Annotated in this window: 18 protein-coding genes; 8 read left to right on the forward strand and 10 right to left on the reverse strand. The window is 68.5% G+C overall.

Annotated features, from left to right (window positions below; genetic code table 11):
* Positions 1-75 precede the first annotated feature (75 nt).
* Positions 76-642 carry a transcription elongation factor GreB gene (greB, locus tag ACN20X_RS09460; RefSeq protein ID WP_016450306.1) on the forward strand — a complete coding sequence of 189 codons (567 nt, stop codon included), beginning with the start codon at positions 76-78 and terminating at the stop codon, positions 640-642.
* A 4-nt stretch (positions 643-646) separates the two neighbouring features.
* On the opposite strand, the gene ACN20X_RS09465 is transcribed toward greB, so the two are convergent.
* Positions 647-2041, reverse strand: coding sequence for a lytic murein transglycosylase (locus ACN20X_RS09465; RefSeq protein ID WP_016454734.1), 1395 nt, complete (start codon positions 2039-2041; stop codon positions 647-649).
* A gap of 88 nt (positions 2042-2129) precedes the next feature.
* Between ACN20X_RS09465 and ACN20X_RS09470 the strand changes: the two genes are divergently transcribed.
* Entirely contained in the window at positions 2130-2993 is an 864-nt protein-coding gene (locus ACN20X_RS09470) for an NAD-dependent protein deacetylase (RefSeq protein ID WP_016454733.1), read from the forward strand.
* A gap of 27 nt (positions 2994-3020) precedes the next feature.
* Here the strand turns inward: ACN20X_RS09470 and ACN20X_RS09475 are convergent, their stop codons facing one another.
* From ACN20X_RS09475 to ACN20X_RS09490, 4 genes are all read right to left on the reverse strand, one after another.
* The gene (locus tag ACN20X_RS09475; RefSeq protein WP_016450309.1) at positions 3021-5288 is read right to left on the reverse strand and encodes a RelA/SpoT family protein; all 2268 of its coding nucleotides are present in this window, start codon (positions 5286-5288) and stop codon (positions 3021-3023) included.
* Positions 5289-5389: 101 nt separating this feature from the next.
* Positions 5390-5593, reverse strand: coding sequence for a DNA-directed RNA polymerase subunit omega (gene rpoZ, locus ACN20X_RS09480; protein ID WP_016450310.1), 204 nt, complete (start codon positions 5591-5593; stop codon positions 5390-5392).
* 18 nt (positions 5594-5611) lie between these two features.
* Positions 5612-6241, reverse strand: coding sequence for a guanylate kinase (gene gmk, locus ACN20X_RS09485; protein WP_016450311.1), 630 nt, complete (start codon positions 6239-6241; stop codon positions 5612-5614).
* A 44-nt stretch (positions 6242-6285) separates the two neighbouring features.
* Positions 6286-7179, reverse strand: coding sequence for a YicC/YloC family endoribonuclease (locus ACN20X_RS09490; protein WP_017407182.1), 894 nt, complete (start codon positions 7177-7179; stop codon positions 6286-6288).
* 89 nt (positions 7180-7268) lie between these two features.
* Between ACN20X_RS09490 and ACN20X_RS09495 the strand changes: the two genes are divergently transcribed.
* The 4 genes from ACN20X_RS09495 (at position 7269) to hemW (ending at position 11145) form a co-directional block, all read left to right on the forward strand.
* Positions 7269-8300: a serine/threonine protein kinase gene (locus tag ACN20X_RS09495; RefSeq protein WP_016450313.1), complete on the forward strand. Its 1032-nt coding sequence runs from the start codon at positions 7269-7271 to the stop codon at positions 8298-8300.
* A complete protein-coding gene (locus ACN20X_RS09500) occupies positions 8297-9202 on the forward strand; it encodes a PP2C family protein-serine/threonine phosphatase (RefSeq protein WP_016450314.1) in 906 nt (301 codons plus the stop codon). Before ACN20X_RS09495 ends, ACN20X_RS09500 begins: the two co-directional genes overlap by 4 nt.
* Positions 9203-9301: 99 nt before the next feature.
* Positions 9302-9904, forward strand: a complete 603-nt coding sequence (gene rdgB / locus ACN20X_RS09505) for an RdgB/HAM1 family non-canonical purine NTP pyrophosphatase (RefSeq protein WP_016450315.1) — start codon at positions 9302-9304, stop codon at positions 9902-9904.
* Positions 9901-11145 carry a radical SAM family heme chaperone HemW gene (hemW, locus tag ACN20X_RS09510; RefSeq protein WP_016454731.1) on the forward strand — a complete coding sequence of 415 codons (1245 nt, stop codon included), beginning with the start codon at positions 9901-9903 and terminating at the stop codon, positions 11143-11145. The genes rdgB and hemW overlap by 4 nt, the downstream gene beginning before the upstream one ends.
* Positions 11146-11221: 76 nt before the next feature.
* On the opposite strand, the gene ACN20X_RS09515 is transcribed toward hemW, so the two are convergent.
* The 5 genes from ACN20X_RS09515 to ACN20X_RS09535 all read right to left on the reverse strand — a co-directional run bounded on the left by ACN20X_RS09515 (position 11222) and on the right by ACN20X_RS09535 (position 16371).
* Positions 11222-11575: an I78 family peptidase inhibitor gene (locus ACN20X_RS09515; protein ID WP_016454730.1), complete on the reverse strand. Its 354-nt coding sequence runs from the start codon at positions 11573-11575 to the stop codon at positions 11222-11224.
* Between the two features lie 175 nt (positions 11576-11750).
* Complete coding sequence (locus ACN20X_RS09520) at positions 11751-13322, reverse strand: SPOR domain-containing protein (RefSeq protein WP_016454729.1); 1572 nt, start codon at positions 13320-13322, stop codon at positions 11751-11753.
* Positions 13323-13420: 98 nt separating this feature from the next.
* Positions 13421-14737 carry a fumarylacetoacetase gene (gene fahA / locus ACN20X_RS09525; RefSeq protein ID WP_016454728.1) on the reverse strand — a complete coding sequence of 439 codons (1317 nt, stop codon included), beginning with the start codon at positions 14735-14737 and terminating at the stop codon, positions 13421-13423.
* Positions 14738-14812: 75 nt separating this feature from the next.
* A complete protein-coding gene (locus ACN20X_RS09530; protein ID WP_016450320.1) occupies positions 14813-15631 on the reverse strand; it encodes a 3-hydroxybutyrate dehydrogenase in 819 nt (272 codons plus the stop codon).
* Entirely contained in the window at positions 15628-16371 is a 744-nt protein-coding gene (locus ACN20X_RS09535) for a GntR family transcriptional regulator (RefSeq protein WP_016454727.1), read from the reverse strand. The genes ACN20X_RS09530 and ACN20X_RS09535 overlap by 4 nt, the downstream gene beginning before the upstream one ends.
* A 176-nt stretch (positions 16372-16547) precedes the next feature.
* On the opposite strand from ACN20X_RS09535, the gene ACN20X_RS09540 reads away from it, so the two are divergent.
* Positions 16548-18857: a hypothetical protein gene (locus tag ACN20X_RS09540; RefSeq protein WP_473210535.1), complete on the forward strand. Its 2310-nt coding sequence runs from the start codon at positions 16548-16550 to the stop codon at positions 18855-18857.
* A 72-nt stretch (positions 18858-18929) separates the two neighbouring features.
* Positions 18930-20045: a 3-deoxy-7-phosphoheptulonate synthase gene (locus ACN20X_RS09545; RefSeq protein WP_016450323.1), complete on the forward strand. Its 1116-nt coding sequence runs from the start codon at positions 18930-18932 to the stop codon at positions 20043-20045.
* Positions 20046-20384: the final 339 nt, after the last annotated feature.

Consider the following 20384-nt stretch of genomic DNA (forward strand, 5'->3'; position numbering starts at 1 on the left):
TTTGTGCTCAGTTGGTGTCGAGGTTTGTGCGGCGTCTTCGCCTGCTGCGGTGATCTGTGTGAAGATCGGCTCCCTATGAGCAAGGCTTTCACCAAGGAATCCGACGGCGACGACGATGATGAAGTCGGCCTGCCGCCCTTGCCGCCGGGCGGCAAGAACTACATCACGCCCCAGGGCTTCGCGCGGCTCAAGGGCGAGCTGCTGGACCTGATCGACAACGAGCGTCCGCGCATCGTGGAGATCGTGCACTGGGCGGCCAGCAATGGCGACCGCTCCGAGAACGGCGACTATCTCTACGGCAAGAAGCGCCTGCGCGAGATCGACCGGCGCATCCGCTTCCTTACCAAGCGGCTGGAGATCGCCGAGGTGGTCGATCCCTCCGTGCATGCCGGAAGCGAGCAGATCTACTTCGGCGCCACCGTCACCTACGTCGATGACGAAGGCGAGGAGCGCACCATCACCATCATGGGCATCGACGAGGCCGACAGCGCACGCCAGCAGGTCAGCTGGATCGCACCCGTCTCGCGCGCCCTGCTCAAGGCCCGTGTGGGCGACGAGGTGGCCCTGCCCACACCTGCAGGTGTGCGCACGCTGGAAGTGCTGGACGTCACCTACCCGGAGCCGGGCAGCGCCGCCGGGTGAGCGTTCAGGGCTGCAGTTTCTGCAGCAGCTCCAGCGTGGGATAGCCGTCGGCCACCAGTCCCTGGCTTTGCTGGAACTGGCGCAGGCCCGCGCGCGTGGCCGGGCCCATCACGCCATCGGCCGTGCCGGCTGAAAATCCCCGTTCGTTGAGCGCGGCCTGCAAGGCGCGCAACTGCTCGCGCGACAGCGGGGCCAGATCGCGCGGCCAGGCCGCCTGCACGCCCGGGCCACCGGCCAGCTGCTGCGACAGCAGGCCCACGCCCAGCGCGTAATTCACGGAGTTGTTGTAGCGCAGGATGGTGCGGAAGTTGGCGCCCACCATGAAGGCCGGGCCGCGCGTGCCGGCCGGTGCGATCACGCTGGCTTCGGCCATGGCGGGCAGGGCGGAGCCGTCCACGGCCTGCACGCCCTCGGCCGCCCATTGCGCGCTGTCCTGGCGCACGCTGGTCTCGGCGCGTGCATGGTCAAAGCCTGCCGGCAGGCGCACTTCCACGCCCAAGGGCTCGCCCGTCTTCCAGCCCGAATGGGCCAGGTAGTTCGCCGTGGAGGCCGTCACATCGGGCAGGCTGCCCCAGATGTCACGGCGGCCATCGCCATCGGCATCCACCGCATAGGCCAGGAAGACCGAGGGCAGGAACTGCGTATGGCCCATGGCGCCGGCCCAGGAGCCGATCATGTGGGCCGCGTCGATGTCGCCGTTGTCGATGATGCGCAGGGCGGCCAGCAACTCCTTCTGAGCCCAGGCCGCGCGCCGGCCGTCGAAGGCCAGGGTGGCCAGCGCATCGACGGTGGGGAAGTTGCCGAAGTTGCTGCCGTAATTGCTTTCCATGCCCCAGATGGCGGCGATCACCTCGGCCGGCACGCCATGGCGCTGGCTGGCCGCCTGCAGCGGTGCAGCCGCTTCGCGCAGCTTGGCACGGCCCTGGGCAATGCGCTGGGCCGAGACGGCGCTGTCCAGGTACTGCCAGGGCGTGCGCGTGAACTCGGGCTGCGAGCGGTCCAGCTGCACCGCGCGCCGCTGCAGCCGGGCCGGCTCCAGCGCGCTGCTCACGGTCTTGGCGGAGATGCCGGCCTCCAGCGCCTTGCGCGCAAAGTCCCGCTTCCAGGCCTCGAAGCTGGCGGCCTCGGCCTGCTGGGACGCCTCTTGCGCGCCGCTTGCCTCGGCAGCAGGCGCTGCGGCCGGGCCGGCCTGTGCCGCCGCGGCAGGGGCGGCAGGGGCGGCCGCAGCCGTGGAGTTTGCCGCAGCGGAAGCTGGCGCTGGCACCGGCGTGGGCGCAGGTCGGGAGGCGCAGCCGGCCAGCAGAGCGGCAGTCAGGGCGGTGGCCAGTCCGGCGCGGGTCAGCCTGTGGGGGCCGTTGGCGTTGCTGGGGACGGGGGCGGTGGCATGTGCGTGGGGCATGCAGCCATTGTCTCCGCTGCGCCCTGGCGCTGAATGCAACACGGTGTTTCCGCACCAAGCCATCCATGGATCGCTATGCTGTGCTCCCATGACTGCTGCACCATCGCCCTCCCTGTCCCCGCCTGTGCAGGATGCCGCGCAGGCGCTGCGTGCCCTGCTGCGCCCTGGCCAGCGCTGGCTGGTGCTGACGGGCGCAGGTTGCAGCACAGGCTCGGGCATTCCGGACTACCGCGATGCGGCGGGGCAGTGGAAGCGGCCCCAGCCCGTGACGCTGCAGGCCTTCATGGGCAGCCATGCCACGCGCCAGCGCTATTGGGCGCGCAGCCTGCTGGGCTGGCCCGTGATGGCACAGGCCCGGCCCGGCCCGGCCCATGAGGCGCTGGCGCTGCTGCAGCAGCGCGGATGGATGGCCGGCCTGGTCACCCAGAACGTGGATGGCCTGCATACGGCGGCAGGCAGCGAGGGTGTCATCGACCTGCACGGCCGCATTGCCGCCGTGCGCTGCATGGGTTGTGGCGCCGGCATGGAGCGCGCCTCGCTGCAGGCCATGCTGCTGGAGCGCAACCCCGGCTGGGCCGGCCTGAGCGCCCAGGCCGCGCCCGATGGCGATGCCGACCTGGAAGGGCGCGACTTCAGCCGCTTCGACGTGCCGGCCTGCCCGCACTGCGGCGGCGTGTTCAAGCCCGATGTGGTGTTCTACGGCGAGGGCGTGCCGCGCGAGCGCGTGGCGGCGGTGCGGGCCGCGCTCGGGCATGCGCAGGGCCTGCTGGTCGTGGGCTCGTCGCTGATGGTGTATTCAGGCCTGCGCTTCGTGCATGAGGCCGTGGCCCAGGGCAAGCCGGTGGCCGCCATCAACCAGGGCCGCATGCGCTCCGAGGATTTGCTGGCCCTCAAGATCGAGCAGGACTGCGGCCCGTTGCTGCAGCAGCTGGCCCAGGACCTGGAGCAATGAAAAAGCCCCGCAGGAGCGGGGCAGTGTTCAGGGGATGACGCGCGATGCGCGCACCACCGAGTGCACGCGGCGCAGGTTGCGCAGCGCGGACTCCACCTGCTGGTTGTCGTGCACCGAGATCACGAAGCACAGGTCCGTGGTGCTCATGGCGGCCTCGTCGGCCATGTCCACGCGCAGGATGTCCACTTCGGCGCCGGCCAGCTCCGCTGCCACGCGCGCGAGCACGCCCTTGCCGTTGTTGACGGTGACGACGATGCGGGCCTCGAAAAGGCGCGCGGCATCGATGTCATCTGCCCATTCCACGACGATGAAGCGGTCGCTGTCCTTTTCCTGCAGGCGCTGTGCGATCTTGCATTGCGCGTGGTGCACGATCAGGCCTTCGCCGCTGCCCAGATAGCCCACGATGGCGTCGCCCGGCACGGGCCGGCAGCACTGCGCGTAGTGGATGGAGCCCTGGTTGGAGCCGTCCAGCAGCACGGCGCCCTGGAAGGGCCGGTTGCTGGCATTGAAGCGTTCGCGCGTGAGCAGCAGGGCGTCGGGCCGGTGGCCGTGGCGCGCCATCAGCGCCGTCAGGCGCGAGGCCACCAGCGACGCAATGCGCCGGCCCATGCCGATGTCCACCATCAGGTCGGCGCGGCTGCGGCTGCCTGCCATGCGCAGCACTTCGTCCCACAGCGCCTGGTTGGCTTCATCGGCCGGCGGCACGGCGTCCATGCCTTCGGCGCGCATGGCCTGGGCCAGCAGGTTCTCGCCCAGGCGTGCCGATTCGCTTTGCGCGGCCGACTTCAGGTAATGGCGGATCTTGGAGCGCGCGCGGCCGGTCTTGACGAAGCCCAACCAGGCCGGGTTGGGCGTGGCGTCTTCGGAGGTGACGATCTGCACCACGTCGCCGCTCTTGAGTTCGGTGCGCAGCGGCACTTCCTCGTTGTTGATGCGCGCGGCGGTCATGTGGTTGCCGACCTTGCTGTGGATCGCATAGGCGAAGTCCACCACGGTGGCGCCGCGCGGCATGGCCATGATCTCGCTCTTGGGCGTGAACACGTAGACGGCGTCGGGGAACAGGTCCACCTTGACGTGGTCCCAGAACTCGGCGGCATCGCGCGTCTCGTTCTGGATGTCCAGCAGCGATTGGAGCCACTGCGTGCCCAACTGCTCGGAATCGTGGCCGGGCTGGGCCTTGTAGAGCCAATGGGCGGCCACGCCGGCCTCGGCGACGATGTGCATTTCCTCGGTGCGGATCTGGAACTCGATGTTCACGCCCGAGGGGCCCACCAGCGTGGTGTGCAGCGACTGGTAGCCATTGTTCTTGGCAATGGCGATGTAGTCCTTGAAGCGGCCCGGCATGGGCTTGTACATCTGGTGCAGCACGCCCAGCGCCGTGTAGCAATCGATCACGCGCGGCAAGATGATGCGAAAGCCGTAGATGTCCGTCACCTTGGCAAAGCTCAGCTGGTTCTTCTCCATGCGCAGATAGAGCGAATACAGCGTGCTTTCACGGCCGGCAAGGCGGGCCTGCAGCCCCGCGCCGGCGAACTCGGCATTGACCTCGTCCTGCACGCGCTGAACCAGGTCGCGGCGTCGCTTGCGCGAGCGGGCGATGGCTTTTTCCAGTGTGGCGTAGCGCCAGGGATGCAGGTGGCGGAAGGCCAGGTCCTGCAGCTCGCGGTAGGTCTGGTTCAGCCCCAGGCGGTGGGCGATGGGTGCGTAGATCTCCAGCGTTTCCGACGAGATGCGGCCCCACTTGCTGCGCGGCATGTCGCCCATGGTGCGCATGTTGTGGGTGCGGTCGGCCAGCTTGATCAGGATCACGCGCACATCGCGCGCCATGGCCAGCAGCATCTTGCGGAAGGATTCCGCCTGGTTCTCTTCGCGCGTGTTGAACTGCAGCTTGTCCAGCTTCGTGAGGCCGTCGACCAGCTCGGCCACGTCCTGGCCGAAGCGCTGGGCGAGATCGGCCTTGGTGACGCCGCAGTCTTCCATCGCATCGTGCAGCAGCGCGGCCATCAGGGCCGGGGCGTCGAGCTTCCAGCTCGCGCACAGCGCCGTGACCGCGATGGGATGGGTGATATAGGGTTCGCCGCTGCTGCGCCACTGGTCGCTGTGGGCCTGGTCGGCGAAGGCATAGGCTTCGCGCACCTGCTCGATGCTGGTGGCATCCAGGTATCCCAGGTGCTCCATCAGTCCGGCAAAGGCATTGGCCGACACGGCGGTTGCCTGCTCTGCAGACATGCGCTCGGGCCGGGGTGGCGGTACGGGATCAGAGGGGGCTGTGAACGAAGTCAAGGCCGCTTTCATGACTTAAATGTAGCGTGCATGCTGGTTTGTGCAGGCTTCATGTAAAAAAAGCACCGCTGTGCGGTGCTCTTTGTGGGGCCATTGTGTTGCTTTGCAGCAAATCAGCCCGGAACCTTCTTCAGCATCTCGATGCCGACCTTGCCTTCGGCGATCTCGCGCAGCGCGGTGACGCCGGGCTTGTTCTTGGTTTCGATCTTGGGCGTGTGACCCTGGCTCAGCATGCGTGCGCGGTAAGTGGCGGCCAACACGAGCTGGAAGCGGTTAGGGATCTGCTCCAGGCAGTCTTCAACAGTGATGCGTGCCATCAGGATCTCCGGGAAACGTCAGTTGGGTTCAGAAATATTGAGAGACTCGAAGGTCTCTGCGCGGCGGCTGCGCTGAGCCGCATACTTGAGGCGCTGGGCGTGGATGATCGTCTTGAGATCAAACAGTGCGCTCTCGAACAATTCGTTGATTATAACGAAGTCGAATTTCGCCACCTGGGCCATCTCCTCGGCCGCGTTCTTCAGGCGCAACTCGATCACCTCGGGCGCGTCCTCGCCCCGGTTTTCCAGGCGGGCACGCAGCTCGTCCCAGCTGGGCGGCAGGATGAAGATCAGCACGGCGTTCGGAAACGCTTGCTTGACCTGCAGTGCGCCCTGGTAGTCGATCTCCAGCAGCACGTCGGTGCCGACCTGGATGCGCTCTTCCAGCGCCTTCTTGGCCGTGCCGTAGCGGCGGCTGTGCACGTTCGCCCATTCGACGAAGGCGTTGTTCGACACCATGGCGTCGAACTCCTGGTCGGAGACGAAGTAGTACTCGCGGCCGTGCTTTTCCTGGCCACGCGGCGCGCGCGTGGTGTGGGAGACGGAAGGGGAGACGCGCGCATCGAACTCGCGCAGCGCGCGCACCAGGCTGGACTTGCCGGCCCCGCTGGGGGCCGAGACGACAAAGAGGTTTCCGGGGTAATCCATGGAATTTTGCGCAGTGTGTTCACGCATGGGCATCTGTGTTGGGCTTATTCGATGTTCTGCACCTGCTCGCGCATCTGCTCGATCAGCACCTTCATGTCCACGCTGATGCGGGTCAGCTCCAGCGTGGCGGACTTGGAGCCCAGCGTATTGGCTTCGCGGTGCAGTTCCTGGATCAGGAAGTCCAGGCGCTTGCCGATCTCGCCGCCCTTCTTGAGCAGGCTCTGGATCTCGTCCAGGTGCGAGTCCAGGCGGGTGACTTCCTCGGCCACGTCGATGCGGATGGCAAAGGCGGTGGCCTCGGTCAGGGCGCGGTCCTGGGCGGCTTCGGGCGCCACGGCGCCTTCGGCCAGGGCCATCGCTTCCTTCCAGCGCTCCATGAAGCGCAGGCGCTGCTGCTCCACGAGCTGGGGCACCAGGGGCGTGGCATCTGCCGCGAGCTTGCGCAGCTGCGCGATGCGGTCCAGCAGCATGGTGGCCAGGCGCTTGCCTTCGCGGGCGCGGGCCTCCAGCAGTTCGGTCAGGGCCTGCTCTGCCAGCGTGGGCAGCACGCTGCTCCAGTCAACGGCCGAGTTGCCGCTGCCGCTGGCCAGGCGCAGGGCGTCGGAGACGGACAGGCTGCGGGCGTCGGGCAGCCAGGACTGGACAGTGTCCTGGAGCATGGCCAGGCGCTGCAGCATGGCGGTGGAGGGGTCGGGCAGGGAGTTGCCGTCGTCGTTGTCGATGGCGGCGCGCACCTCGACCTTGCCGCGCTTGAGGCGGGCGGTCAAAAGGGCCCGCAAGGCTGGCTCATGCGCGCGCAGTTCGTCGGGCAGGCGGAACGAAAGATCCAGGAAGCGGCTGTTGACCGAGCGGATCTCCAGACCGAGCCGGCTGTTGCGGCCCGACGCTCCACCATCTTCTTCGGACGCGCCGTGCTGGGCACTGGCGTATCCGGTCATGCTGTAAACTGGCATTGGACTTTTGATGGATGCTTGCAATTGCCCGATTATCCGGGTTTCGCCCCATCCCTGAGACTCACCGGAGAAAAATGTCTTCCAAGATCAAGCCGGCGCCATTGCCGCCAGGCAGCACGATCGGCGGCTATCGGGTGGTGCGCAGGCTTGCTTCCGGCGGTTTCGGCGTCGTTTACCTGGCCTTGGATGCAGAGGGCAAGCAGGTGGCGATCAAGGAATACCTGCCCGCCTCGCTGGCCACCCGTGCCCCCGGAGAGCTGCAGCCCGCCGTGGCGCCCGAAAAACTTTCGCTGTACCGCCTGGGCCTCAAGAGCTTCTTCGAGGAAGGGCGTTCCCTTGCACAGATCTCGCACGCTTCCGTGGTCAGCGTGCTCAACTTCTTTCGCGAGAACGAAACCGTCTACATGGTGATGAACTACCTGGAGGGTGCCACCCTGCAGGACTTCGTCGTCACCGCGCGCGAGCTCAAGGCCGAGAAGGTGTTCCGCGAATCGACCATTCGCTCGCTGTTCGACGAGGTGCTGCGCGGCCTGCGCATCGTGCACCAGCACAAGATGCTGCACCTGGACATCAAGCCGGCCAACATCTTCATCACCAATGACGACCGTGCCGTGATGATCGACTTCGGTGCGGCGCGCGAGGTGCTGTCCAAGGAAGGCAACTTCATCCGCCCCATGTACACGCCGGGCTTTGCCGCGCCCGAGATGTACCGCCGCGACGCATCGCTGGGGCCCTGGACCGACATCTACGCCATCGGCGCCTGCATCTATGCCTGCATGCAGGGGTTTCCGCCCAACGAGGCGCCGCAGCGTCAGGACAAGGACCGGCTCACGCTGGCGCTGACCAAGCTGCGCGGCGTGTATTCGGACAACCTCATCGAGGTGGTCGAGTGGTGCATGGCCGTGGACCCGGGATCGCGTCCGCAGTCGGTGTTTGCGCTGCAAAAGGAATTGAGCCGCGAAGGCGAGCGCCGCTACACCAAGCTCAGCGTCTCCGAGCGCATGCGCCTGCAGCTGGACACGCTGGTGACCGACGCCAAGAAGAACATGCAAAAGATCAGCGGCGCAGCGGGCCTGCCAGCCGTGGGCCAGGAGCGCAAGCCATGAGGTTTTCGGTATTCCAGCTGAGCCGCCGCGGCGGCCGTGCGCTCAATGAAGACCGCATGGGTTACTGCTACACGCGGGAAGCCGTGCTCTTCGTGCTGGCCGACGGCATGGGCGGCCATCCCGAAGGCGAGGTCGCCGCGCAGCTGGCGCTGCAGGTGATGTCCGTGCATTTCCAGCGCCAGGCCAAGCCGCTGCTCGAAGATCCGCAGGGCTTTCTGGTCGATGCGCTGCTGCACGCGCACCGGCAGATCCTGCGCTATGCCAGCGCCAAGGGAATGATCGACACGCCGCGCACCACGCTGGTCGCCGCCGTCATCCAGAAGGGCAAGATCACCTGGATCCATTGCGGCGACTCGCGCCTGTACCTGGTGCGCGGCGGCGAGCTGCTGGTGCGCACGCGCGATCACTCCTATCTGGAGATGGGCGAGATCGCGGCCCAGCTCAAGACATCGAGCCGCAACGTGCTGTTCACCTGCCTGGGCTCTCCGTCCAAGCCTATCTACGACGTGACCGAGCCGCGCCGGCTGGAGCAGGGCGACAAGCTGCTGCTGTGCTCCGACGGCCTGTGGGGCAGCGTGGACGAAGGGCACCTGCTGCGCACCCTGCACGGCCGCACCGTGTCCCAGGCCATTCCCCAGCTGGTCGATACGGCGCTGCGCAATGCGGGCGATGCCAGCGACAACGTCACGGCCATTGCCATGGAGTGGGAGACGCCAGACGCCTTCGAGTCCACCATGGGCATCTCCACCCAGGACATCGAGAACGACGCGTTTGAATCCACGATCCAGGGCGGGGCAATCGAAGACCTGGAAGATGAGCTCGACGACGCGGCCATCGAGCGCTCCATCGCCGAGATCAACGAAGCGATACGCCGCTCGGCCGAGCGCCAGTTCAAGCGCTGAACGCCGCTGCCGGCCCGCGGCAGCGGTGCCGTTGGCGCGCATGGACTACCGAACCTATTGACGACAAAGGGCGCACGGGCGCCCGACTGGATTTCTACGATGAAGATTGTGTTGGCCTCCAACAACCGCGGCAAGCTCGCCGAGCTGCAAGCCATGTTCGCCCCGCTGGGGGTGGAGCTGATCCGCCAGGGCGACCTGTTCGAGGGCGAGGCGCCCGAGCCGCATTGCACCTTTGTGGAGAACGCGCTGGCCAAGGCCCGTTTCGCGGCCGAGCGCACGGGCCTGCCCGCCATTGCCGACGACGCCGGCATGTGCGTCTCGCACTTCGGCGGGCTGCCGGGCGTGGATACGGCCTATTACTGCACGCAGTTCGGCTACGAGAAAAGCGACGACAACAACGTGCGCGCGCTGCTGGAGCAGATGCAGGGCGTGGCCGACCGCCGCGCCGCCATGGTCAGCACCCTGGTGGGCGTTCGCAGCGCAAAGGATCCCGAACCGCTGATCGCCATGGGCCGCGTGCTCGGCGAGATCACCACCGAGCGCCGTGGCACGCAGGGCTTCGGATTCGACCCCGTGATGTACATCCCCGAGCTGGGCCAGACCTTCGCCGAGATGGACCCGGCCGTGAAGCACGCGCACAGCCACCGCGGCCGCGCCACGCTGCAGATGATCGAACTCGTGCGCGAGCGCTGGGTGCGATGATTCCCATCCAGCCCCAGGATTCGGTCTCCGGCGCCCAGGCCGCCGTGCAGCGCGACATCCAGCACTACATGCGCCCCGGCACGCTGCAGCTGGGCAGCCTGCCGCCGCTGTCGCTGTATGTGCACCTGCCCTGGTGCATTCGCAAGTGCCCGTACTGCGACTTCAACTCGCACGAGCACGGCCGCGACGGCCCCGAGCTGCCCGAAGACCGCTACATCGACGCCCTGGTTGCCGACCTCGAAAGCGCGCTGCCGCTGATCTGGGGCCGCACCGTGCACAGCATCTTCATCGGCGGCGGCACGCCCAGCCTGTTCTCGCCCGAGGCCATCGACCGGCTGCTGGCTGCCATCCGCGCGCGCCTGCGCATGGAGGCCGACTGCGAGATCACCATGGAGGCCAACCCCGGCACCTTCGAGACCGACCGCTTCCGCGCCTTCCGCGCGGCCGGTGTCACGCGGCTGTCCATTGGCGTGCAGAGCTTCGACGACCGCTTCCTGCAGGCCGTGGGCCGCGTGCACGATGGCGCCCAGGCGCGTGCGGCCGTGCGCGAGGCGGCCGACAGCTTCGAGACCTTCAACATCGACCTGATGTACGCGCTGCCTGGCCAGACCGAACTGGACCTGGCGCGGGACCTGGACGTGGCCATGTCCTTCGCGCCGCCGCACCTGTCGGTCTATCACCTGACCATCGAACCCAATACGTATTTCGCCAAGTTCCCGCCGGCCATTCCCGAGGACGACCTGGCCTACGACATGCTGGACCGCATCACCGCGCGCACCGCCGCCGCAGGCATGCAGCGCTACGAGATATCGGCCTATGCGCGTGAGGGCCACCAGTGCTGGCACAACCGCAACTACTGGCAGTTCGGCGACTACCTGGGCATTGGCGCGGGCGCGCACAGCAAGCTCAGCTTTGCCCACCGCATCGTGCGCCAGGTGCGCTTTCGCGATCCCGCGCGCTACATGGACCAGGCCCTGGCCGGCGCGCCACTGGCGCAGGACGGCGAGGTGCGCCGCGCCGACCTGCCCTTCGAATACATGCTCAACGCGCTGCGACTGCGCGAAGGCTTTGCGCTGCAGGACTTCATGGAGCGCACGGGCCTGCCGCTGTCGTCCATCGCCAAGGGGCTGGATGCAGCACAGGCCAAGGGCCTGATCACGCGCGAACTGGGCCGGGTGGTGCCCACGGAGCGGGGCTTTGACTTCCTCAGCGACCTGCAGGAGCTGTTCCTGGCCGAGTGATCGGGCCGACGACGATTGAAAAAGGACGCCTCGGCGTCCTTTCTTCATCCAGCGCCACAGCGCAATCGGTCGGCGATCAGCCGCAGCGCACGGCCACGATGCGGCCTGTGCCGTCGACCACCAGGTTCAGGCGTTCCTGGTTGAACTCCATCGTCGTTGGCTGGCCTTCGCGCAGCACGCGGGCCATGTAGGCGCCCGACTGCTTGCGTGCGGCCTCCAGCGTGGCCGAGGTATTGCTCTTGCCCACGAAGGACTGGGCCGATGCCGCATTGCAGACCTGCACGGGGCGCGGGGCCGGTTGCGCCGCGCCGCCGCTGCTGCCGCCAAAAGGATTGCCCATGCCGGCGCAACCCGCAACCAGGGTGGTGGCGCCCAGCAGGGCCAGGGCGGCAAGGCGGCGGTGCAGGGCTGGGGTGGTGATCGTCGGCATGGTCTGTCTCCTCAATTCAGGGGGTGTGTGCTGCGCAGTATCAGGGCGGGCGCTGGCGCATCGCCTCGGACAACGCCGCATACCTTAGCCGGGCTCGGGCGGTGCCATTGGCATGCGGAAGTAACAGGCGGCAGCAAAGGCATCACGAAGGCATTGCCAAGGTGCTGCCAGGGCATCACCGCCGCGCGCTGCGGCCTTCCGCGGGGGCGTGGTGGAAGACCGTGGCCTCCAGGCCCATGGCGCGTATCCTGGCCGCCGCCTGATCGGCGCTGCGCTGCTTGGCAAAGGGGCCCGAGCGCACGCGCACGATCTCGCCCTTGTTGCTGTGCAGGGTCTGGCTGAGCGTGGGCAGCTTGGCTTTCTCCAGCCGCTCCACCACGCGCCCGGCATTGGCGGCTTCAGAGAACACGCCGATGTTGATGTAGTAGTTGCCCGGCTCCAGAGCCGCCGAGGCAGGCTTGGCAGGTGCAGGGGCCTTTGCGACGGGTTCGGCAGGCTTGGCAGGCTTGGCTGGTTTGGTTTCAGCCGCCACCTTGGAGGGCTTGGCGGGCGCTGGAGTGGCTGTGTGTACGGACGCTGGTGCAGGGGCAGGTGCAGGCGCTTTGGCTGGCACCAACGCGGCCTTGACGGGAATGGCTGCCGCTGCAGTGGCCGCGACGGCACCCGCCGCGCCGGCCGCTGCTACTACGGGCATGGGTTCGACCGTGCCGGAGACGGTGCTGCCGGCAGCGGGCAAGGGCGCTTGCGGATCAGGGCGCGCCTCGGCCTGGGCGACTGGCTCTTGCGGCCGGGGCGTGGGTGCGGGAGTGGGGGCGGGTGTGGGCGCCGGTTCCGTCCTTGGCGTTTCAACGGCAGCTACGGCTGCGGCGGGCGTTGGCGCCACGGCTGGTGCAGCTGGCGAAACTGGTGCAGCGGCCGGTACGGCTTCGGATGGAATCACCTCCGTCTGTGCCGCCATGAAATGTGGCGTGCCCGACAGCGCCCAGATGCCGGCACCCGCAGCGGCGGCAAGCACCGCACCGGCCGCCACGGCCAGCCGCTTGCGCAAGGGCGTGGCCGCGCGGCGGGCCAGGCGTTCGTGCGCTGCGGCCATGTTGGGAGCCTCGCCAATGGCTTGCAGCGTGTGGCGGCGCACATGGTGCCAGTACAGGGCATTGGCGCCCAGGCCGGGAATGGCAATCGCCATCAGCACCAGCGTGGCATCGATGCCGTGGGCAATCGCCGGGGGCAGGCCCAGCGCAGGGCGCAGCAGCAGGCCCCAGACCAGGCCCGTGCCGCCGGCGGCCAGCGCGTAGAGGCCGCCCTCTTGCCACAGCCCGCGCAGCCCGCACCAGGGCAGGGTGAACAGGCCTGCGGCCAGGTTCCAGGTGGGCAGGGGCTTGCCCAGCGCATCGAAGCGCTCGAACAGCCGCAGGTAGTAGTCGCGCGAGGGCTCGCCAATCAGGCTGGCGTACAGGCCGGGCATCAGGCCTGCGCCCTGGCCACCGGTGAAGCTGGTCGTGCCGGAATTCGTGCCGGAACTTGCGCCGGGGGCCGCCCGTTCGTCGGCGGCCGGGCCATCATCGCCGTGCTGCAGCGCATAGGCTGCGGCGGCGAAGGCGCTGGCGATCGAGGGCGGCAGCTTGCTGGGGCTCTTGGCGGTGCCGGGCTCGGCAAAGGCGGGCTCCTGCCGTGCAGGGGCCGCCTGCCTTCCGAAGTCGATGGTGGCGGGAGGTGCTGAGATGGCGTCTTCCGATGGGGCGGGCATGTCAGCAATTGTGTCATGCACTCGTGGCTGTCGGAATCACGACATTCGTGGCTATCGATCGGGCGAATCCATCGCGCCCGATCGATTGGAGGCTGCTGTCAGCCCTGGCGCGCGGGCAGCACCGTGGCGCGGCACTCGCCGAAGCCGATGCGCGCGGCGCCCGGCTTCTCGCACCAGCCGCGCAGGATCACGGCATCGCCATCCTGCAGGAAGGTGCGGCTCTCGCCATTGGCCAGCGCCACGGGCTTCTTGCCGCCTTCGGTCAGCTCCAGCAGAGCGCCGGCCTCGCTGGAGGTGGGGCCGGACAGCGTGCCCGTGCCCAGCAGGTCACCGGGCTGCAGGTCGCAGCCGTTGACGCTGTGGTGGGCCACCAGCTGGGCCATGGTCCAGTAGGCGTGGCGGTAGCTGGTGTGGGTGATCTGCTGGGCGGCCTGGCCTTCGGCGCGCATGCGGCCGGTCTCCAGCGCCACGCTCAACTGCACGTCGAACGCGCCGCGCTCGGAGTTGGCGGCCGAGCTCAGGTAGGGCAGGGGCTGGGGATCTGCGGCGGGCCGCGTAAAGGCCGTGCGGTAGGGCTCCAGCGCCTCCAGCGTCACGATCCAGGGCGAGACCGTGGTGGCGAAGTTCTTCGACAGGAAGGGGCCCAGCGGCTGGTATTCCCAGGCCTGGATGTCGCGCGCCGACCAGTCGTTGAGCAGGCACAGGCCGAAGATGTGGTTCTCTGCCTCGTCCATGGGAATCGCCTCGCCCCAGGCGTTGCCGGCGCCGGTGTAGATGCCCATCTCCAGCTCGTAGTCCAGGCGTGCGCAGGGCTTGAGTGCGGGCGCGGCGGCGTCGGGCGCCTTCAGCTGGCCCATGGGGCGGCGGAAGTCCACGCCCGACACGCGCAGGCTGGAGGCGCGGCCGTGGTAGCCAATCGGCACCCACTTGTAGTTCTCCATCAGCGGGTTGTCCGGGCGGAACAGCTTGCCGACGTTGGTGGCGTGGTGCACCGAGGTATAGAAGTCCGTGTAGTCGCCGACCTGGGCCGGCACGGCGTACTCCACCTCGGCCTGGGGTACCAGGCAATCCTTGAGGGCGTCCTGCGCGGCAGCGCCTTCGCGCAGCGCGCGCGACAGCGCCAGGCGCAGGGCCGACCAGGCGGCCGGCCCCATGGCCATGAAGCCGTTCAGGCGCTGCTGCGAAGCGGCCTCCAGCTGCGGCTGCACGGCATCGCCCAGCGCCTTGAGGGCGCTTGCGCGCGCCAGGTCCAGCACCTGGTCGCCGATGGCCACGCCGCCGCGCCAGGCCTCCTGGCTGCCTGCGCGGCGGAACACCGCGTAGGGCAGGTTCTGGATGGGGAAGTCGCTGGCGCCGGTGTTGGCCGAGGCCACCCAGCTGCGCAGGCCTGCGTCATGGGTTTCGTTCAAGGACATCTGTCTCTCCTGGTTGGGTTTGTCTGTCGTTGGTATGAAAAGGGGTTTGGCGGGGCAGGGCGAGGCGTGGCGGGGTCAGGCGGCGGCAAAGCCGCCGTCCATGTTCCAGTGTGCGCCGCGCACCTGGGCGGCCTGCTCGCTGGCCAGGAAACCGGCCAGCGCCGCCACCTGCTCCACGGTCACGAAGGCCTGGGAGGGCTGCTTGGCGCCCAGCAGCTGGCGGGCCGCCGCGTCGGCATCCAGCCCCTCGCGCGCGGCCAGCGCATCGATCTGCCGTTGCACCAGCGGCGTCAGCACCCAGCCCGGGCAGATGGCGTTGCAGGTCACGGGCGTGGTGGCGAACTCCAGCGCCACCGACTTGGTCAGGCCGATCAGCCCGTGCTTGCTGGCCACATAGGCCGGCTTGCGCGCCACGCCCACCAGCCCGCTGACCGAGGCGATATTGATGATGCGGCCCCAGCCGCGCTCCAGCATCTGCGGCGCGCAGGCCTGGATGGCGTGGAAGGGCGCCGACAGGTTGACGGCCAGCAGCTCGTCCCACTTGCCGGCCGGGAATTCGAGCAGCGGGCTCACATGCTGCATGCCTGCGTTGTTGACCAGGATGTCGATGGCGCCCATCTCGGCCGCAATGCGCTGCGCCAGCGGGGCGATGGCGCTGCCGTCGCGCAGGTCCAGCCCGTAGTGGCGCACCGGCACGCCATGCGTTTGGGCGATTTCGCGCACCAGCGCATCGGTCTCGGCAGAAGCGGCGGCCTGGCCATGCAGCGCGATGGCCGCGCCCTCGCTGGCCAGATGGCGCGCCACGGCCAGGCCGATGCCGCTGGTCGAGCCGGTGATCCAGGCCACGCGGCCCGCATGCGGGCGGCTGGCCGGGGCGGAGGGGGTGGGGTTCATTTCAGAAGATCCATTTCCATATGCACGTACTCGCTGAGAAAGCGGACCCGCGCCCAGTAGATCAGCAGCCCATCGGCGTTGCATGCCCAGCGCAGCGCCTGCATCAGCGGCGTGCCCAGGGCCACGCCCAGGTGCTCGGCGGCCAGTTCGTCGGCCGGCGCCACGCTCAGGTGCTGGCGCGCCACGGCAATGCGCGAGGGGTCGCTGCTCAGGGCCACGGCCAGGGAGCTGCGCTGCAGCTGGGCCTCGATCTCGGGGAACAGTTGCTGCTCCAGGTACAGCTGCGACAGGCAAAACCGCGCCGCGTCATGGTCGTACACGCGCAGCAGGTGCACGTAGGCGGGGGCCATGCGGCCCACGTCGGGGAAGCCTTCGGGAATCGGCGGCAGGCAGTCGCGCCCGGTGTGCAGGGTGATCTGGCCGATGTGGGCGCCAAAGGCCACCAGCTCCTTCCAGCTGGTGGGCAGCAGAAAGGACGGCGGCTTGTAGGGCGCCGCAATCACCCGCGTGCCGCCGCGCTTGCGCGTGAGCAGCAGGCCCTCTGCCACCAGGGCGCCCAGCGCCATGCGCACCGTGGTGCGCGACACGCCATGCAGCGCCTGCAGCTCCTGCACCGTGGGAATGGCGCTGCCTACGGGCCAGGCGCCCGTGGACACCTTGCTGCGGAACAGCCGCGCCAGCTGCAGGTGCAGCTTGTCCCGGCCTTGTTGAGGGGCCGACGCGGTGGAGTTGGAGGGCATGAAGGCAATAAAGTATCTATTCAGTGCTTTTATTTTTGCACAAAGCAATAGCCCTGACAGCCTGCACTGACGCCCGTCGTTGACAAATGTCTTCAATTGGACAGGCCGAATGACTTTTAAACTGCGGCCCTTTTTCCGTTTTTCGAACGTTGGCCAGAGCGGCCGTTGGGTATTTCATGCAGCAGCAACATGCTTGGGAGTTTTTTCGCGCCGGTGGAGTGGACCAGGTGGTCATCCGCACCGGGCAGGACATTGCGCACATCGGCGAGCTGGACCAGAAGCTGTGGGTGGCCCTGGCCTGCCCCACGCGCGGCATCGAGTTCGACAGCGACACGCTGGACCTGATCGACGAAGACAAGGACGGCCGCATCCGCCCGCCCGAACTGATCGCCGCCTGCCAATGGGCCGTGGCGCGCGTGCGTGACCCCCAGGTGCTGGCCGATGGCGGCGACGTGCTGCAACTGTCCAGCCTGGAGCGCGACAGCGAGCAGGGCGCCTTGCTGCATGCCGAGGCCGAGCGCATGCTGGCCCTGTCCGGTCAGGCCGGCGGCGCCGCGCTGAGTCTGGCCCAGGTGCGCGAGCGCCTGGCCTCCCTGGCGGCCATGCGCTTCAATGGCGACGGCATCGTCAGCCCCGCCACGGCCGAGGGCGACAAGGCACTGGCCGAGCTGATCGAACGCATTGGCAAGGCCTACGGCACCACTGCCGGCGCCGACGGCGTGGCCGGCATCGCGCGCCAGCAGGCAGAGGCCTTCTATGCGGACCTGCGCGCACTGCGCGACTGGCATGCGGGCGCCGACGCCCTGGGCTGCGGCATTGCCGAGCGCGACCAGGCCCTGGCCGCCGCCCGCGCCGTGGACGCGGTGCAGGCCAAGGTGGACGACTTCTTCGCACGCACACGCCTGGCCGCCTTCGACACGCGTGCGCAGGACCCGCTCAACCCCTCCGTGGAGGGCTATGCCGCCCTGGGCCGAGAAGTGCTGGACAGCGGCGCCCAGGCCATTGCCGCCCTGCCCCTGGCCGCCGTGGCGGCCGATCGCGCGCTGCCGCTGACGCAGGGGGTCAACCCCGCATGGGCCGGGGCGCTGCAGGCGCTGCGCGAGCAGGCCGTGCAGCCCGTGCTGGGCGAAGACCTGCAGGAGATCACCGCCGCGCAGTGGGAACAGGTCAAGGCCGCCCTGCAGCCTTGCCGCCAATGGCTGGCGGCCCGGCCCGCCACGCCGCTCGATGCCCTGTCGCAGCAGGAGGTGCAGGCGCTGCTGGACGGCGGCCAGGAAGCCGCGCTGCTGGACCTCATCGCCCAGGACGAGTCCGAAAAGGAACACAGCCTGCAGGCCGTGGCGCTGGAAAAGCTCATCCGCCTGCAGCGCGACCTGCTGGCGCTGCTCAACAACTTCGTCTCGTTCAGCCTCTTTTACCGGCGCGAGGGCGCGGCCTTCCAGGCCGGCACGCTCTACCTGGATGCCCGCAGCTGCGACCTGACCGTGGAAGTGAGCGACACGGCTGCCCATGCCGCGCTGGCCGGCCGCGCCAAGACCTGCCTGGCCTACTGCGAGCTCCGGCGCGAGGGCAAGAAGAAAGCCATCGTCGCGGCCTTCACTGCGGGCGATGTGGACTTTCTCTTCGTGGGCCGCAACGGCGTGTTCTATGACCGCGCAGGCAACGACTGGGACGCCACCATCGTCAAGCTCATCGAGAACCCCACCAGCATCGGCCAGGCCTTCTTCCTGCCCTACAAGAAATTCCTGCGCATGGTGGAGGAACAGGTGGCCAAGCGCGCCTCGGCCAAGGAAGAGGGCGTGACCGCCAGCCTGGGCACGCAGGCCGGCCAGCTGGTCACGGTGCCCGGCACCGCAGCGGCCAGCGCCGCCACGGCCACGGCGGCCGCCGCCCCGCGCAAGACCGATGTGGGCACCGTGGCCGCCCTGGGCGTGGCCCTGGGCTCCATCAGCGCCGTGCTGGTGGGCATCTTCGGCAAGTTCATCGACCTGGGGCCCTGGATTCCCGTGGCCCTGGTCGGCCTCATCGCGGCCATCTCAGGGCCCAGCATGATGATTGCCTGGCTCAAGCTGCGCCAGCGCAGCCTGGGGCCCATCCTGGACGCCAGCGGCTGGGCCATCAACGGCCGCATGCGCATCAACCTGCCGCTGGGCCGCAGCCTGTCGCAGACCGCCAAGGTGCCGGTGGGCGCGCGGCGCACGGCGGGCGATCCCTATGCGGAAGGCAATGGCCTGCGCAACACCCTGGTGGCGCTGGCCGTGGTGGCCTTGCTGGCGCTGATGGCCTGGCGCCTGCACTGGATCGATGGCCTGCTGCCCGCCGGCTGGCAGTACGGCGCGGCACCGGCCGCTGTGCCGGCTGCGCCAGAGTCCGCACCTGCGCCTGCGCCAGCAGCGGCACCGGCACCGGCAGCGGCAGCGGCACCGGCACCGGCACCGGCACCGGCACCGGCACCGGCACCGGCACCGGCAGCGGCGGCTCAATAAGTCGATGCCAAGGGGCGGGCAAGCCACTTGCCCCGCCCCGGTCGGGAAACCTCAAGGCGCGACAATAGCGCCATGACCACCCCCACCCACGTACAACGCAGTGCCGTGCCCCTGAGCACGCACGACACCACCCGCATCGACGACCTGCGCATCAAGGCCGTGCGCCCCCTGATCACCCCGGCCCTGCTGCAGGAATGGCTGCCCGCGCCCGAAGCCGCGCAGCAACTGGTGGAAACCAGCCGCGCCGCCATCTCGGACGTGCTGCAGGGTCGGGACGACCGGCTCATCGTCGTCGTCGGACCCTGCTCCATCCACGACCACGACCAGGCCATGGACTATGCGCGCCAGCTCAAGGCCCAGGCTGACGCCCTGGCCGGCGAGCTGCTCGTGGTCATGCGCGTCTACTTCGAGAAGCCCCGCACCACCGTGGGCTGGAAGGGCTACATCAACGACCCGCACCTGGACGGCAGCTTCGCCATCAACGAAGGCCTGGAAATGGCCCGCGCCCTGCTGCTGGACGTGCTGGCCCTGGGCCTGCCCGTGGGCACGGAATTCCTGGACCTGCTGTCGCCGCAATTCATCAGCGACCTGGTCAGCTGGGGCGCCATCGGCGCGCGCACCACTGAAAGCCAGAGCCACCGCCAGCTGGCCAGCGGCCTGTCCTGCCCTGTGGGCTTCAAGAACGGCACGGACGGCGGCGTCAAGGTGGCCAGCGATGCCATCCAGGCGGCCAGCGCGCCTCACGCCTTCATGGGCATGACCAAGATGGGCCAGTCCGCCATCTTCGAGACCCGCGGCAATGGCGACTGCCACGTCATCCTGCGCGGCGGCAAGCAGCCCAACTACGGCGCCGAGCATGTGCAGGCCGCCTGCGCTCTGCTGGAAGGTGCGGGCCTGCGCCCGCAGGTCATGATCGATGTCTCCCACGCCAACAGCAGCAAGCAGCACCGCCGCCAGATCGACGTGGCGGCCGACGTGGCCCAGCAGATCGCCGGTGGCGATGCCCGCATCACGGGGCTGATGATCGAAAGCCACCTGCAGGAAGGGCGGCAGGACATCGTGGACGGCCAGCCGCTGGCGCATGGCGTGTCCGTGACCGATGCCTGCATCAGCCTGGAGCAGACCGTGCCTGTGCTGCAGCAGCTGGCTGCGGCGGTGAAGGCGAGGCGGGCGAAGCTGCGGGGGTGAGCTTTTAAAGAGGGGGTGTCTGCCTGGGGACTGTTTTTCTGACCCTGCCGAGCGGTTGCTTTTCGAGGCCGGGTCTCGGCCCGGCAGCCGACGGCCCTTTCTTGATTCGCCAAGAAAGGTCAGGTCAAAGAAGGCGACCCGGATGTCCGCGACCCTCCGCTTCGCTGCGGGCAACCTGCGTCGTGGCGGCCGCGGGGTTTGCCGCAGAACTCGCTTTGCGCTTCGCGCGCCGCTCAAACAACTGCGGCAAGTCAGTTGACAAAGCAGTCCTGTCCTTCGGCAGGACTGCAACCCCGCAACCGCCACGATGCAGGCGCTGACATACGGGGTGGGGAGGCG

The organism is Delftia sp. PX-1 (assembly GCF_055797465.1).

Coding starts and splice junctions, on each gene's coding strand:
- greB (WP_016450306.1), top strand. CDS start 76: ATGAGCAAGGCTTTCACCAAGGAATCCGACGGCGACGACGATGATGAA.
- ACN20X_RS09465 (WP_016454734.1), bottom strand. CDS start 2,041: ATGCCCCACGCACATGCCACCGCCCCCGTCCCCAGCAACGCCAACGGC.
- ACN20X_RS09470 (WP_016454733.1), top strand. CDS start 2,130: ATGACTGCTGCACCATCGCCCTCCCTGTCCCCGCCTGTGCAGGATGCC.
- ACN20X_RS09475 (WP_016450309.1), bottom strand. CDS start 5,288: ATGAAAGCGGCCTTGACTTCGTTCACAGCCCCCTCTGATCCCGTACCG.
- rpoZ (WP_016450310.1), bottom strand. CDS start 5,593: ATGGCACGCATCACTGTTGAAGACTGCCTGGAGCAGATCCCTAACCGC.
- gmk (WP_016450311.1), bottom strand. CDS start 6,241: ATGGATTACCCCGGAAACCTCTTTGTCGTCTCGGCCCCCAGCGGGGCC.
- ACN20X_RS09490 (WP_017407182.1), bottom strand. CDS start 7,179: ATGACCGGATACGCCAGTGCCCAGCACGGCGCGTCCGAAGAAGATGGT.
- ACN20X_RS09495 (WP_016450313.1), top strand. CDS start 7,269: ATGTCTTCCAAGATCAAGCCGGCGCCATTGCCGCCAGGCAGCACGATC.
- ACN20X_RS09500 (WP_016450314.1), top strand. CDS start 8,297: ATGAGGTTTTCGGTATTCCAGCTGAGCCGCCGCGGCGGCCGTGCGCTC.
- rdgB (WP_016450315.1), top strand. CDS start 9,302: ATGAAGATTGTGTTGGCCTCCAACAACCGCGGCAAGCTCGCCGAGCTG.
- hemW (WP_016454731.1), top strand. CDS start 9,901: ATGATTCCCATCCAGCCCCAGGATTCGGTCTCCGGCGCCCAGGCCGCC.
- ACN20X_RS09515 (WP_016454730.1), bottom strand. CDS start 11,575: ATGCCGACGATCACCACCCCAGCCCTGCACCGCCGCCTTGCCGCCCTG.
- ACN20X_RS09520 (WP_016454729.1), bottom strand. CDS start 13,322: ATGCCCGCCCCATCGGAAGACGCCATCTCAGCACCTCCCGCCACCATC.
- fahA (WP_016454728.1), bottom strand. CDS start 14,737: ATGTCCTTGAACGAAACCCATGACGCAGGCCTGCGCAGCTGGGTGGCC.
- ACN20X_RS09530 (WP_016450320.1), bottom strand. CDS start 15,631: ATGAACCCCACCCCCTCCGCCCCGGCCAGCCGCCCGCATGCGGGCCGC.
- ACN20X_RS09535 (WP_016454727.1), bottom strand. CDS start 16,371: ATGCCCTCCAACTCCACCGCGTCGGCCCCTCAACAAGGCCGGGACAAG.
- ACN20X_RS09540 (WP_473210535.1), top strand. CDS start 16,548: ATGCAGCAGCAACATGCTTGGGAGTTTTTTCGCGCCGGTGGAGTGGAC.
- ACN20X_RS09545 (WP_016450323.1), top strand. CDS start 18,930: ATGACCACCCCCACCCACGTACAACGCAGTGCCGTGCCCCTGAGCACG.